The sequence below is a fragment of the Neobacillus sp. OS1-32 genome, assembly GCF_030915425.1.
In the GTDB taxonomy this organism is placed as follows: Bacteria; Bacillota; Bacilli; order Bacillales; family Cytobacillaceae; genus Neobacillus; species Neobacillus paridis.
Map to the genome: position 1 here is coordinate 2,479,604 of NZ_CP133263.1, position 14,165 is coordinate 2,493,768.

11 protein-coding genes and 2 pseudogenes are annotated in these 14,165 nt (G+C 38.1%); 7 read left to right on the top strand and 6 right to left on the bottom strand.

The features are described 5' to 3' along the window. Positions 1 to 267 precede the first annotated feature (267 nt). Together RCG24_RS12425 and RCG24_RS12430 are read right to left on the bottom strand one after the other, a co-directional pair. Positions 268 to 1,107, bottom strand: coding sequence for a glycosyltransferase family 8 protein (locus tag RCG24_RS12425; RefSeq protein ID WP_308077129.1), 840 nt, complete (start codon positions 1,105 to 1,107; stop codon positions 268 to 270). 94 nt (positions 1,108 to 1,201) lie between these two features. Further along, a complete protein-coding gene (locus RCG24_RS12430) occupies positions 1,202 to 2,323 on the bottom strand; it encodes a DUF1835 domain-containing protein (protein ID WP_308077130.1) in 1,122 nt (373 codons plus the stop codon). Between the two features lie 387 nt (positions 2,324 to 2,710). On the opposite strand from RCG24_RS12430, the gene RCG24_RS12435 reads away from it, so the two are divergent. The 3 genes and pseudogenes from RCG24_RS12435 to RCG24_RS12445 all read left to right on the top strand — a co-directional run bounded on the left by RCG24_RS12435 (position 2,711) and on the right by RCG24_RS12445 (position 4,148). Continuing rightward, positions 2,711 to 3,145, top strand: a complete 435-nt coding sequence (locus tag RCG24_RS12435; protein ID WP_308077131.1) for an NUDIX hydrolase — start codon at positions 2,711 to 2,713, stop codon at positions 3,143 to 3,145. Positions 3,146 to 3,186: 41 nt separating this feature from the next. Next, positions 3,187 to 3,754, top strand: a pseudogene (locus tag RCG24_RS12440) (nucleotidyltransferase family protein). 181 nt (positions 3,755 to 3,935) lie between these two features. Then, positions 3,936 to 4,148: a glutaredoxin family protein gene (locus tag RCG24_RS12445; RefSeq protein ID WP_308077132.1), complete on the top strand. Its 213-nt coding sequence runs from the start codon at positions 3,936 to 3,938 to the stop codon at positions 4,146 to 4,148. A gap of 267 nt (positions 4,149 to 4,415) precedes the next feature. Here the strand turns inward: RCG24_RS12445 and RCG24_RS12450 are convergent, their stop codons facing one another. From RCG24_RS12450 to RCG24_RS12460, 3 genes are all read right to left on the bottom strand, one after another. Further along, positions 4,416 to 4,967, bottom strand: coding sequence for a GNAT family N-acetyltransferase (locus RCG24_RS12450; protein WP_202652838.1), 552 nt, complete (start codon positions 4,965 to 4,967; stop codon positions 4,416 to 4,418). Between the two features lie 199 nt (positions 4,968 to 5,166). Continuing rightward, on the bottom strand, positions 5,167 to 8,319 hold the full coding sequence (locus RCG24_RS12455) for a DEAD/DEAH box helicase (protein ID WP_308077133.1): 3,153 nt from the start codon (positions 8,317 to 8,319) through the stop codon (positions 5,167 to 5,169). A 138-nt stretch (positions 8,320 to 8,457) separates the two neighbouring features. Next, entirely contained in the window at positions 8,458 to 8,904 is a 447-nt protein-coding gene (locus tag RCG24_RS12460; protein ID WP_202652840.1) for a YaiI/YqxD family protein, read from the bottom strand. A gap of 151 nt (positions 8,905 to 9,055) precedes the next feature. On the opposite strand from RCG24_RS12460, the gene RCG24_RS12465 reads away from it, so the two are divergent. Continuing rightward, positions 9,056 to 9,607: a class I SAM-dependent methyltransferase gene (locus RCG24_RS12465; RefSeq protein ID WP_308077134.1), complete on the top strand. Its 552-nt coding sequence runs from the start codon at positions 9,056 to 9,058 to the stop codon at positions 9,605 to 9,607. Then, a complete protein-coding gene (locus RCG24_RS12470) occupies positions 9,567 to 9,812 on the top strand; it encodes a hypothetical protein (RefSeq protein WP_308077135.1) in 246 nt (81 codons plus the stop codon). Before RCG24_RS12465 ends, RCG24_RS12470 begins: the two co-directional genes overlap by 41 nt. A gap of 141 nt (positions 9,813 to 9,953) precedes the next feature. Here the strand turns inward: RCG24_RS12470 and hprK are convergent. Then, positions 9,954 to 10,896: pseudogene (hprK, locus tag RCG24_RS12475) on the bottom strand (HPr(Ser) kinase/phosphatase). Between the two features lie 280 nt (positions 10,897 to 11,176). Between hprK and RCG24_RS12480 the strand changes: the two are divergent. Together RCG24_RS12480 and RCG24_RS12485 are read left to right on the top strand one after the other, a co-directional pair. Next, on the top strand, positions 11,177 to 12,178 hold the full coding sequence (locus RCG24_RS12480; RefSeq protein WP_308077136.1) for a DMT family transporter: 1,002 nt from the start codon (positions 11,177 to 11,179) through the stop codon (positions 12,176 to 12,178). A gap of 524 nt (positions 12,179 to 12,702) precedes the next feature. Further along, positions 12,703 to 14,148, top strand: coding sequence for a L,D-transpeptidase family protein (locus RCG24_RS12485; protein ID WP_374049092.1), 1,446 nt, complete (start codon positions 12,703 to 12,705; stop codon positions 14,146 to 14,148). The last annotated feature ends 17 nt before the right edge of the window (positions 14,149 to 14,165 follow it).

Below are 14,165 nucleotides of genomic sequence, written 5' to 3' on the forward strand. Positions count from 1 at the left end.
CACTGATTTCATTTGTTAAATTCTAACATAGAATGAATGATTATTCATTCATTTTTTTAGGTTAAATCCTATTAAAAAACAATTTACTTGAACATACATTGCATGTTTGATTAGGGAATCTTTCAATTAAAGAACATTTTCCCAGCAAAAAAGCTCGCTTGGCCTTAAGAGCATTGAACGGATAAAAAAGTAAGGCAAACAGTTAGATTGTTCACCTTACTAATGAGATAAATAGTCAACATCATTTCCTTTCGGTTTCGCCCCAATTTATCCTAAAGCCCATTTTTCATAATGCTTGTATAAAGAATGAAACTTGCCGCTATAGTTTTTTTGCCATGGTTTTTTCTTGCCGCAGAAGTGAAGAAATACAGTATTATGTATGATAAAATCCATATCACACTTGCCGCTGCTTTTGAGTTTATAATAGTTGTAAAACCTTGCATCATAGTTGTAAATCGTTTCGTCCAAGGCCTTGATTTTTTTAGCATAGAGGGCATTCAAAATGTCTTGGTCCGGCATAATTAATCTTGCCCGGTTTTTTTCCACAAACTCATAAATTATCTTTTCATTTATCGTTTGTCTCTGGAGCTCAAGGTTCATTAAGAGAACGCCGGAATTGTAGTAAACATCTATTTCGTACGGCGTTAATCGCAACTTGTTAATTTCTTTTACAGAAATCTTGTCATGGTAGGCGGCGGCAAACAAGTATTCCTCCATGTCCAGTTGATAAAGTTGTCTCACTGAATTAATGACTAAAATATCCGGATCCAAATACAAAATACGGTCAAGCCGAGGTGGCAAAAACTTATATGCCAATAAACGGTAATACATTTCTTTCGTATAATGGAGGAGCACCGGGGCCTCGCTGAAATGAATGTCATCTACATGCACCTCTACTAATTGACTGCCGTGCTCATTAATAAATTGGTCTATTCTCTGAATCTCTTCTTGTTTTATGCTCGAGTGCATTAAATAGATTGTAAAACTTTCATCATCGTTATTTAAAAAAAGGGATGTGAGCATGACCTTTAAGGGTTTCAGATAGTTAGAATTCAATGTGACAAGTATATTCATTCCACCAACAACTCCTAAGCCGATAAAACTCATCTTATTTTCCAAGCGAGGAAAACAATACGAACCCATCCCTATTATACACTTTTCCATCAATGCCAACAGTGACTGGCCCTAGTCACATTATTTTTTATCGCAGTCTCACACGATAATGCCTCATCGATCGGGGCACTCCCTTTAACTCGAGGATGCCGCTATAGATTAAATGCCTTATCCGATATTCCAAATAAAAATCACTCATTACTTCGTCCATTTGACTAATGATTTCACCAATCACTCTTCCTGCTCGAATAAAGTCCTTCTGTTCCTGCCCGCGGTGCATTTTTTCAATCGTCCTGATGATGAGTGCATCATAGTAATCCTCGGGCACACTTTCCACTCTCCCATGATGCCAAATGCGGAGAACATTCTTTGTTTGTGCCAGCAATTCCCATTCCTTTTGAAAAATCAGCTTTTCCTGATGAGATAATGGAGTCTCATTGCGGTTCTGCTCAAATAGATGTTTCAGATTTTCGGGACGAATGTAATTTGAATGAGTAATTTTCTCTTCTTCTTTTTTTAAGTTTATGTTTTTTTGAAAAAGGTCGGTAATGTTCATCAGAAACACTTTATTGGCTTTATCCTTTAACAGATGGAGGATAAACCGGAAGCCGGTTTGTTCATCCCCATTGTTGGCGGTCCATAGATAAATAGGACTATCTTCCGGTATCTCGGCTATTTCCAGCAGAGTATTGTTAAAATTATTTTCCAGCTCATAATCATCCTGTTCCATGTTAATATTTTCATTTAACCAATCGAATCGTTGGGTTTGTCCTATTTTTTGATCCAGGTGCCATATCGGGCCCACAGAAAAAAATGCTTGGAATCCAATCACCGTTTTAGGACGATTAAGCCCAAATCTTAGTGCACCCGCCGCAGCTTCCGAGCAGACAAGGTGGACCACCCTTTTGCTATTTTCCTGAAGATTAGCCATTCGCTGCCTATGGATCAATTGATTTATTTTTTTCAACATTATGTTATTAGTATCCTGACTGACAACGTAAAACCGACCGGTGAGCGGAGTGCTATCTTCATGGTTAAAGGTATCGAATTCCTCCTCGTGGTTGAGTTCAAATGTTTGCCATTCTCCAATATGGGGCATTTCTTTTAAAGTTAAATATCTAAGCGTTTCCACTTTATAAACAAACACAATATTCGGCTCAATTAAGAAATAAATAAACGGAAAGCATTCCTTCGACCTTATGATATTCATCCCCTTTTTCTGCTTTAAAACTATAATAAAACATGAGGATATTATTTCCTAGTAGGTTATCTACAAGATAATTACTCGAAGGTGTCTGAAGCTGGTGCTATTCGCGAAGAATTCCAAATAAATTTTTGAAATAATTGAAAATACCGCCAAAATAAATTGGATATTTATGTTAATATTATATAGAAATTATGGAGAAACGCTTATTAACTACGGATACAGTAAAATCAGGGGTGAATACGCCAATTCAGAGAAGTCAGATTCTATACTTAGCGAATTGTATTTCAAAATATTTGATAAAGGGAGTTTTATTATGCGTCCAAAGTGGTCAATATGGGGTTTGAAATATAAGCTTTGAAGAATAAGAAAAATAACTGAAGGAGTGTTTGAATGTTTATTGTAAATGTTGAAGGTGCGATTTGGAAAAATGATAAATGGCTGATAATTGAAAGAAGCAAAAAAGAAGAACATGCCGGTGGTTTGCTTTCCCTTGTTGGCGGTAAGGTGGATATGGAAGGACATTCTTCAGATATTTTAGAAAGAACATTGAAGCGCGAGATTTTAGAAGAAGTCGGTATAACAGTTAAAGACAAACTAAAATATGTTCACAGTACTTCCTTTGTAATCGATACAGGTGAAAACGTGGTAGATATTGTTTTTCTTTGTGAACATGATTCTGGTGAGGCCTTTCCTAAAAGCCCTGACGAAGTGGAACGGGTTTTATGGTTAACTACTGACGAAATATTAAGCCACTCAAATTCACCCATTTATTTAAAGAAAAGCATTAAACATGCCGAAGCATTACTTCAGGTTCATCCGATATAGTATCACTTAGTTTACTACATTCTACGAGGAGCAATTTTCAAATGGAAATGAATGAGGAAAATATTATCTCTCTTATTAAGGAAGATATTTGGATGATGGATATCTTGAAATCAGTAAAAACATTTAACCTGCCTGATTGGTGGGTTTGCGCTGGTTTTGTTCGTTCAAAAATATGGGATACATTACATCATTTCAGCGAGAAAACCCCTAATCCAGATATCGATGTCATTTATTTTGACCCAGCAAACACGGAGGAAGCAACGGAAAAGATCCTTGAGGAAAAACTCAGAACCTTAAACCCCCATATTCCTTGGTCGGTAAAAAATGAGGCCCGGATGCATATTAAAAATAAGATCCCCCCTTATTCATCTTCTGTTGACGCGATATCAAAATTTCCGGAAACCGCTACAGCTTTAGGTGTTAGACTACAATGAAAAGGATAATGTTATTTTCACGGCTCCATGTGGAATTCATGATGTTGTCAATTTGGAGGTAAAACCAACCCCATTTTTCACAGAAACTAAGGAACGGATCGACATTTACAAAGACCGAATTTCAAAAAAGAATTGGAGATCAATCTGGAGCAATTTAAATATTCACCATATCTAAGCTTCATATTAAGTAGTTTTAATGTCTTTATAAATGATACATTTTGCCTTGACTTATAGGGAAAAACTAAAATGCGACCCGGGAATTCTTTTTGCAAAAGAAGGGTTGATTATTTGAAATTTTACCGGAAATATTCATATAATACCCATATAGGTATTATTAATAAAAGGAGGCAGACGCAATGAACGATATTACAGTTTATTCAACCAATACTTGACCTTACTGCACTATGATGAAACAATTCCTTGAGGCTCAAGGATTAACCTACAAAGAAGTAAATGTGCAGTCAGACCCAATTGCCGCTCAAAAGCTGGTCCGGGAAACTGGACAAATGGGCGTACCGCAGACAAAGATAAATGGCCACTGGGTCCTCGGCTTTGACCCGAAGAACTGATGAAATATGTAAAATAAGTTAGGTAAATGAAAACTCGCTGATTGGCGAGTCCTTAAGGACGAAGACAGAGGCGTAGTTGAATTTATGCGACATAAGAAAGCATAAAATTCGGAAAAATTTTATGCCTTCTTATTAGCCAAAAAAGGATTGACCTTTTTTAGCTTGCAGTCAACGTCTTGACTTTCTAGACGAGTCTGCAAGCTTTTTATATAATTTAGAAAAAATAGCATAAAAGTTGAGTGCCATCAGTACAGGAAAGATTTGTTGTTATGAAATATATTCTTTCCATTCGCTTGCTAACATCCCATAAACGACATGGTCAACATAATGATCATAGAGCCATTCTGCTTGCCTGATCATTCCTTCATTTACAAAACCTAATCTTTCAGGAACACTCCTGCTTTTTTTATTCTCCACAGCGGCTCTAATCTCTACCTTATTTAAATTCAAATGATTGAAAGCATAGTTGGTCAATGCTTTCGCCGCTTTGGTCATAATTCCCTTTCCTTGGTATTCTTCCCCCAACCAATAACCAATGTATGCGGTCTCATTTGACCAATTTATACTGTTGAAGCTTGCGACTCCAACGATCTCTCCTTTGTATAAAATAACGGTTGTCATACTTTTAGTTTCGGCATAACCTTTTAAACAGCCATGGATATACTCTTTTGTATCTTCTGCATTCTTGGTGAAGTCGAGCCAGGGCAGCCATTCTCTTAAATGCTTTCTTGATTTGTCTGTTAACTCAAAAACTCGTTCAGCATCTTTTAATTCAATTAATTTTAAGGAAACATCTTCGTCTATTTGATATAAAAACATAACCTCGCCCCTTATTTGAAATTTTTATAATTTTACCACAAAACTTTAAGATTTGTTTTAACAAGGTTCAACTTTTAAAAGAAAGAATAATTACATGTATGGAAATTTGGAATCTCTAAAGTGGACGCATGCAGATATCACAGCGGCTTAACAATTAATCAATGAATATGGGGGCTTATTTTACTGCCCCCGCTGATCACTAAAGAATATTCTTATTGGCCTTCGGAACAAGATAGGAAGGCATTTCCTCTCTCAGCCTCCAGACAAAGCTCATTGGCTTGCTGCCGGAATGGCTGATATAATCGGCTGTACCAAGGAACACAAACGGAGAAGTGTAGCCATTTTCTTTTTTATACTCCCTTACAAACAAGGCAATTTTATGGTTACGCTCTTTATGATGGATATATCGCTCTGCAGTCTTACTTCCCTCCGCCACCCGGCTTTGCGTTTGCCAATGGAACAGCCGATCATTAATCGCATAATCATCATATAGGGTTGACGGTGAAAAGTCCTTTTCCGATTTATTTAAGGTTATAAAAAAGATATCGAGATTTTTGTCTTCAAAGTGTTTAACCCCTTCCCGGAAAGCCGGGCTTTTCGTTTCATTATAATAATCCAAAGCAGCCAGCACTTGAGATGTATTGTAATTACAATGGACCCCCAATGGACAAGGAAAGTCAAAGTCATTTTCGAGCTCCATTGTTTCTAAAGATTCATAAAGATAATGTAAAATTTCTAAAATCTCTTCTCTAAATTCAGGCCGAGTTAATATTCTAATAATTCCTTTTTCAAGAGAGACGAACCCCTCCTTTGTTGGGTGGCTATTATAAAAGGAATAATAAAATATCCCAAGCATTAATTGATCTTCTTTATTGCGAATGGAACATTCTTTCATATACCTAATCATAAACTGAAGTAGCTTTTTCGAATTAATATGAAACAAATTAGGCAAACGCTTCGTTAACCATTTCTCGTCTGCAAACTCAAAGGTAGGCGCAACACCTGCCTCTACCTTCATCCTGCTGAAGCTGCGGTCACCATTTTTACCATAAAAATCGTAGATGGAAAGGTGATAATGATTTAAAAAGTTGGATAACGTTAATGAAAGCCCCGTATCCTCCTCAAAATACTTCATTTTTGCAAGAAGATTCCCCTTTGTGTTGGTACTGGCTTTAATATTTCTTAAAATATATTCCTTTGCCCGTTTTTCCAACTGCAGGAAACAACCTTTTGGCAGGTGCACAAAACCGTTTTCTATATAGTGCTGCACGGAATGCTTCGTTTTACCAATTAATGCCCGAAACTTTTCCTCAAAATTATAATTTCGATGGGCTTGTCCAACAAAATCAAGGACCGTTAGGCACTCTTTTCCCTCTGCTAACCGCAATCCACGCCCTAGCTGTTGTAAAAAAACAGTCAAGCTCTCTGTTGGCCGTAAAAATAAAATTGTATTAACGTCAGGAATATCGACTCCTTCATTATAGAGGTCAACGACAAAAATAAACTTAATATCTCCTTGTAAAAGGTGGCGCTGTGCTTCCCTTCGTATTTTTGTGTCAACATTTCCATATAATGCTATCGAAGGAATATCCACCTTATTAAAGAAGTCAGCCATATACTTTGCGTGTTCAATAGAAACGCAGAAGCCAAGTCCTTTTACTTGTTCAACATCCGTTACATATTTATAAACACTTTTAACAACTTGACTGCTCCTAAGGTCATTGGAGGTATAAACATTCTCTAAATCTTTTATCCCGTAACCCCTTCGACTCCATTTTAATTTGGATAAATCAACCGTGTCAGTTACACAAAAATATTGAAATGGACTAAGCAGTTTGCGATTAATGGCCTCTGTTAAACGCATCTCGGCGGATATTGTATCATCAAAATAAGTTAAAATATTTTTTCCGTCCATCCGCTCAGGTGTTGCGGTTAGACCAAGGAGAATTTTTGGCTGATAATGATGAAGCAGCCTCTGATAAGACTCTGCCGCAGCATGATGAAATTCATCTATGATAATAAAATCATAGTAATCACTCGAAGTCATTTCATAGAGCCTTTTGCTATTAAAACTTTGAATGCTGACAAATAAGTGATCAAGTGATTGGGGTTGGTAGGTTCCAACTAACATTTCACCAAAGTTTGGATCTTTCAAAATAGCCCGAAAGGTATCGAGACTCTGCTTTAGGATTTCTTCACGGTGAGCTGCAAACAAGAGCCTTGCAGACTTATTTTTATTCCAAAATCGCTTATAGTCAAACGCTGAAATGACAGTCTTTCCCACACCTGTTGCTGCAACAAGCAAATTCCGCATGCGTCCAAATACTTCTCGATCTACCTGAAGCTTTTCAAGTATTTCTTTTTGGTAGTAATACGGCTGGATATCGAAAATGAAGTAATGCTCATTCTCTTCTTTAATCTTACTTTTTGATAAAGCGTATTTTAAGGTCTCCTGATCCTGCTTATTACCATGGCTATACACTTTAAATTCATTGTCATTCCAGTAGCTTTCAAACGTAGCCTCAAACTTTCTTAGAATATCAAACGAGTCTTTTTCCGTGACTTTAATATTCCATTCCAAACCAGAAGTTAAAGCTGGATTCGATAAATTGGAGGATCCAATATAGGCTGTGCTAAAGCCTGTTTCCCTTTTAAAAAGATAGGCCTTTGCATGCAGTCTCGTTCGATCCACATCATAGGATATCTTGATTTCTGTATTGGGAAGCTGACTTAATTCCTGAATTGCTTTATAATCTGTCGCTTCCATATAGGAAGTAGTAATCACCCTAAGCTTATGATTCGGTTGATCGGTAAAAGTTCTAAGTTCCTCAATTATGCATCTTAGCCCACTCCACTTAATAAAGGATACAAGCATATCTATGGAATCAGCCGTTAAGATTTCTTTTTTTAACTCTCCCAGCATGTTTGGTTCATAATTAGATCCAGTAAAAAGTGAGCTTTGTGATAGTGGGGTAATGGGGCGGATCACATCACCTTTTCCAATACTTCGAACAGAATTAATTCTTGAATAGATGGAAGTCAGAATCTCTCCTTCTTCTTCAATCCTCAGCTGCCGGAACTCCTCTTCATCCAGTTGAACGCTTAAAGTCGAAATAATTTCATTACAGGTACGAATCTGATTGATTAACGCCTGCTCGTCATCGGCTTCATTTTCACGGACAAATTTAAGAGCCTTTCTGGTTACTTGAGATATGTATGATGACAATAATTTTCGTGCTTCCTCTACATCGATGCGTTCTTTCTCAATATTGTAGGTGTTAACATCTAATCCTGTAAGATCCTCTTTCAGCCTTTGGTTGATAATTTCCTCATAGATTCCTTGTTTTAGCATCAGCAAATACCTCAATTTTTCATGAAATAAATGGTATGAGTATCTCATTACCATTTTACAACATTTTACAACGAAGGAATCCTATAAAATGCAGTGAAAAAAACAGCAGTAAAATTCCTAAGTTTGTGAATTCCTTCATTAAATTGCTTGTGCAATTGCTATTTTAAAAACCTTCCTAAACTGCTCCCTGTCTTCCTGAGTAAAAGGCTTTGGTCCCTTGGTACGCTTGCCGCCTTTTCGGGCCATTGCACTTAAATATCGCGTGGTTAATAATTGGTCAATGTTCTCATTTGTATAGGTAAACCCTTTATGGTGAAGCACTAGGCAGCCTTTTGCCAAACCGAGCGATGCCAGTCCGTAATCCTGGGTTACAATAATATCTCCTGATTCTGCTAGCTTCATGATCCGATAATCGGCAGCATCTGCCCCGCTGTCGACATAAATGGTTTCCACCCCAGGAGGCTGTTCCGCATTCGAAAAATGCGAAAAACTCGTCACCAAAATGACAGGAATATCCTCCCTCACGGCTTCAGAAATGATAATGTCTTTAACTGGACAAGCATCTGCATCAACATAAATTTTCATTTTTCTCTCCTTTTTAAAAAAAAGCACTCCTAATATTAATATACTCAAGAAACCAACTTAATCCAATTTTTCATTTATCAATAGCCATGCAAGACCAATGAGAAAATAATGGTATAATTAGAACATTCATTACATTTAAAGGAGCGAAAAAATGAATAATCATTATACAGACATAAATTCATCGATAATTGATAGCTGGGTGGAAAACAATTGGGAATGGGGAGTACCTATTTCACATGAAACATATGAAAAAGCGTTACAGGGTGAGTGGAATGTCTTGCTTACACCGACAAAACCAGTTCCTAAATCGTGGTTTCCAGATTTTAAAGGACGGAAGATTTTGGGATTGGCTTCGGGCGGCGGACAACAAATGCCTATATTTTCAGCCTTAGGGGCAGAATGTACCATTATGGACTATTCACAAAAACAGTTAGATAGCGAATTATTGGTGGCTAGCCGTGAAGGCTATTCAATTAACATTGTTAAAGCTGATATGACACAACCTTTTCCTTTTGAAAAGGAGTCATTTGATTTAATTTTCCATCCTGTTTCGAACTGTTATATAGAGGATGTTTTCCACGTTTGGGAAGAATGTTTCAGGGTACTGAAAAAAGGGGGATTACTGATAGCTGGTTTGGATAATGGCGTAAACTATCTATTCGATGAAAATGAGAACGGTCTTAACCTATCGGCTTCCCTTTAATCCCTTGAAAGATCCCGAACTGTACCAAGAGTGTTTAAATAAGGATCTCGGAATTCAATTTTCACATTCGATTGAAGAACAGATTGGTGGCCAGTTAAAGGCAGGTTTTATGTTGACTGACTTATATGAGGATACAAACGGAAGCGGCAGATTGCATGAGTATAATGTTCCCACCTTTATCGCCACCAGGGCAATTAAAAAATAAAATAGTAAAAATTAATCCGCCTTTCACAAGACGCACATAAAGAAAATGCTCAGGGAACTGAGCGTTTTTGTGTTAAAATGGCCGATTCAGTGAAAAAGCGAACAATGCCAGCCATTGTTCGCTATCATTGAAGTAAGATGACTAGAGTGATGGTTTAGCCGAACCTGCAATATCGGCTTCAATTCTGCTCATAAAGTCTTCCACTGCACTGTATCCCTGCTGCCTTAAATACCAATTATTCGCTGCAGCTTCGATTAATCCAGCCACATCTCGGCCGGGCTGGAGTTGAATTTCGAAGGACGGAACCTTTACCCCCATATAATCGATATAGTGAGGTTCTTGTTCCAATTCGTTATTTAGGTCATCCTTCTGCCATTTTGTCAGAAGAATATCAAGAGCAATCCGTGTTTCATCTCTGAAACGCTTTGCGGCCGTATATCCGGACTACATTCAACAGTCCAATACTGCGAAGAGCCAGGAATTCCTTGTTTTTTTCATCATGCGTCCCAAGAATCGTTTGCGGACTCAGTTTCTTTAGAACCACGATATCGTCTGCGACCAAGCGGTGTCCGCGACGAATTAATGTATGGGCCGTCTCGCTTTTTCCAACGCCTGAATCGCCTCGAAGTAAGATTCCAATGCCGGATACATTCATACATACACCATGCACCGCTATTTCCGGTGCGAGCTCCTTCACCAAATAGGCATCTAATTTTTTGATAAACTCGGAAGTGATCTCAGTCCTGCTTGTTACCAGCAAAGGTATCCCCTGTTCATTGCAATGACGGCAAAGGTAGGAGAGTCCGTCTTCCCCTGCCGTGACAATAAAACATGGCGGATGATAGTAAACAATATTTTCTATTTGTGATTTCCGTTCCTCTTCGCTTAATGTATGTAAATAGGTTATTTCTTTTTTACCTAAAATAAGAATTCGTCCGGATTGAAAAAAATCAAACTGGCCAATAAACTCCAGACCCGGGCGATGGACCTGTGAATGCGTTATCATTTTTTGAAGTTGATTTTCACCAGCCGCTACCTTAAATGAAAACTTTCGGACCAAGTCTTCGACTGTTATGCTTTTCACCATTTTCACCACCTTGCAGCCTATTTAATTTGGATTATACTGAATAATCTTGAAGTCGTCATCATTTAAGGTCGTGATGAACCTCTTGTTTTTAACAAAAAAATCAGCGACACCAGTTCCTGGCACGGCGCCTATTCGCATTGGCGGCCTTTTCTATTTGGCTGTTTTATTCTTCATAGAAGTGTCTGTAAATCTAAATTTCATAACCTGTTCATGGTAAGAAACATGTTGCATGTGTATAATGAACAATTGGAGTAATAGAAGACATTTGGAGTTGACGATGATGAAACAACAAGAAGGCTATACTCGTTTCTTGACTAACAGATTTTGGGTCATCACGATTGCCGTTTTTTGTTCGATTTTATGGGGAAGTGCTTTTCCAGTATTAAAACTAAGCTATGACGAACTTGGAATGGCAGGAGATGATTTAGCTGCGAAAATTGTCTTCGCCGGCATCCGTTTTATGCTGGCGGCTTTGTTGCTGCTGATCATTGTATTCTTGTTTAATAGACAGGCATTGAAAATAAGCTGGCGGCAATGGCCGGCTGTTATTGGTTTGGGGCTCTTGTCCACGAGTTTACAATATTTCTTTTTCTATAATGGATTAGCCCATACTTCCGGAATGAAAGCAGCGATTTTAAATTCGAGCGGAGTATTTTTCGTTGTGTTTCTTGCCCACTTTATTTATGCCGATGACCGCTTGGATTGGCGGAAAATTCTTGGCTTAATTACCGGGTTTGGGGGAATTGTTGTTGCTAACTGGGGACAGGATACCTCTCTTCATTTTACTTTCTTTGGAGAAGGCTTCATGCTGCTCTCCGGATTGGCTGCGGCGTTTGGAACCTTCCTATCCAAACGCCTATCGGCTGACATTCATCCCTTTGCCTTAACCGGCTGGCAAATGTTGATTGGCTCGGCACTGATGCTGATAATTGGAACACCCAGCCTTAGTCCGGGCGCCATGACGTTCACAGCAAAGGGCTGGCTGTTACTTTTTTATGCAGTCTTTTTATCGGCAGCGGCCTTTGCCCTATGGACCTCGCTGCTAAAGTACAACAAGGCCGGAGAAGTGACACTTTTTAAATTTGTTGTTCCCGTTTCCGGAACGATCCTCTCAGCGATGTTCCTGCCCGGTGAACATTTATCAGTCAATACGATGGCAGCACTCCTTCTAGTATCTGCGGGAATTACCGCTGTCAATCAAAAAGGAAGAAAACCAGTTATAATGTTAAATGGAAACTCGCCGACTGGTGAGTCCTTAAGGACGAAGACAGAGGCGTAGTTGAATTTATGTGACATAAGGAAGCATAAAATTCGGAAAAATTTTATACTTCCTTATTAGCTAAAAAGATGGCAACATGCGGATCAATAAGTAAATAAATCTTAAAATCATGGTGCCTGATTCCCGCTGCATTATACTTTAATGTGAAAGGGGACAGGCACCACTGTTGATTATCCCTCTTTCACCTGCTTTTTTCTTTCTAAATTGCCTTAGCAAAAAGTTGGCAGTTTTTCTGTAATTATCATATTATAATGCTTAGACATTATATCATTTGGCCTGAATCAAACCTCCTCATTGCTCACCTATTATTCTATTTGGCAGCTCAAATTTTTCCAAATTATTACCCGAAACACATTACATATATTTTTAAAATATGGTAAATATAGACATCATAAAACTAGTAAAATAATGGTGATAATAGTAGAATAATAGGGTAAACTAGTCGAGGGGTTAGAAAAAAGATACTCGCTTAAAGCCAGTGGATGCCGATACCATGGTTTTTTACATAGATGGGGGGGAACGTTATGAATAACGCGCAATATGAATTAACGGAAGAAATGAGTAGAATGAAGAAAAACTCCATTAAATGGTATAAAAATTGGAAATTTATGATAACAAGCACCATTATCGTATTAGCACTCTTAATTGGAGGAATGAGCTATTATCAAGCGACCCGGTTCAATTCGCAAATTACCATAAATGACACTAAAGTGGGCGGGCTGACTGCTGAAAAAGCAGTCAAAAAGTTGAAAACAGCGATTTTGACAAACAGAGTTTATGTTGGAAAACAGCAAATTTTAGATGAAGAAGACACAAAGATGGGATTTACCGATGATGATTTGCCTGAAGTAAAAAAAATACTAAAAAGCCAATGGACTTTCTTTCCTTCCTTTAAGAAAAAAAATTATCTGCTTATTCCCAAAGAAGCTGATCAATATCGCAGCGTCACGCTAAAAAAGCTTGTTGAAGAAAAGCTTGTCACCATGAATAAATCCTTAAAAGCGCCTGTAAATGCCCAGGCTAAGTTAGAGCAGTGGCAAATTGTTATCAGCAAAAGCGAGAATGGAGAGCAGTATGATATAGTCAAACTAATGAAGGATTACGAAAAACAGGAATTTAAAAGCGAGATTCGTCTGAAACCGGTATTCCTGCAGCCGATTAAGGAAGACAGTCAGATTGTCAAAAACGAAGAAAAGAAACTGCGAGAACTCCTGAAGCAGACGATTGACTATAAAGTACAGAAAAAAGTCTATTCATTAAAGGCCAGTGAACTAATCAAAAACGCTTCTGTCTCCAAAGATATGAAGATCACCATCGACCCAAGCGAAATCAAAAACAAAATTACGGAAATAAATGAAAAACAGGCAACTTTAAATAAAGATATTCCGTTTAAGACCAGCTCAGGTAGAGTCGTCACCGTAAAAGCTCAAGGCTACGGCTGGGCCATAGATGTTGATAAAGAAGCGGCTCTGCTTCAAAAGGCTTTTGCAAAAGGAGATAAATCGGTATCGGCAACAAATATTTATGGCAATGGCTGGAGTAATGAAGGCATCGGATATGAAAACACCACCAATAACGGGATTGGCGACACCTATGCAGAAGTGTCTATTTCACAACAGCGCATTTGGCTTTATAAAAATGGAAAAATGGTTCTGTCTACCCATGTGGTAACGGGAAAACACATCACCGGTGAAGATACAGAAAAGGGGATATGGTATATCCTTTATAAGCGAACACAGTACACTCTAAGAGGCAGTGCAGTAGGTAAATCTGAATATGCGATTAAAGTAAATTACTGGGCACCGTTCACAAACAGCGGTCAAGGATTCCACGACGCCAGCTGGCGCACGAATTGGTCAAGTAATGCTTATCTTACGGCAGGTTCCGGCGGCTGCGTCAACACGCCACCAAGCATTATGGGGACAGTGTATAACTATCTCAGCACCTATGAACCGGTTGTTATTTATTAAGAATATAAAACTTAAAA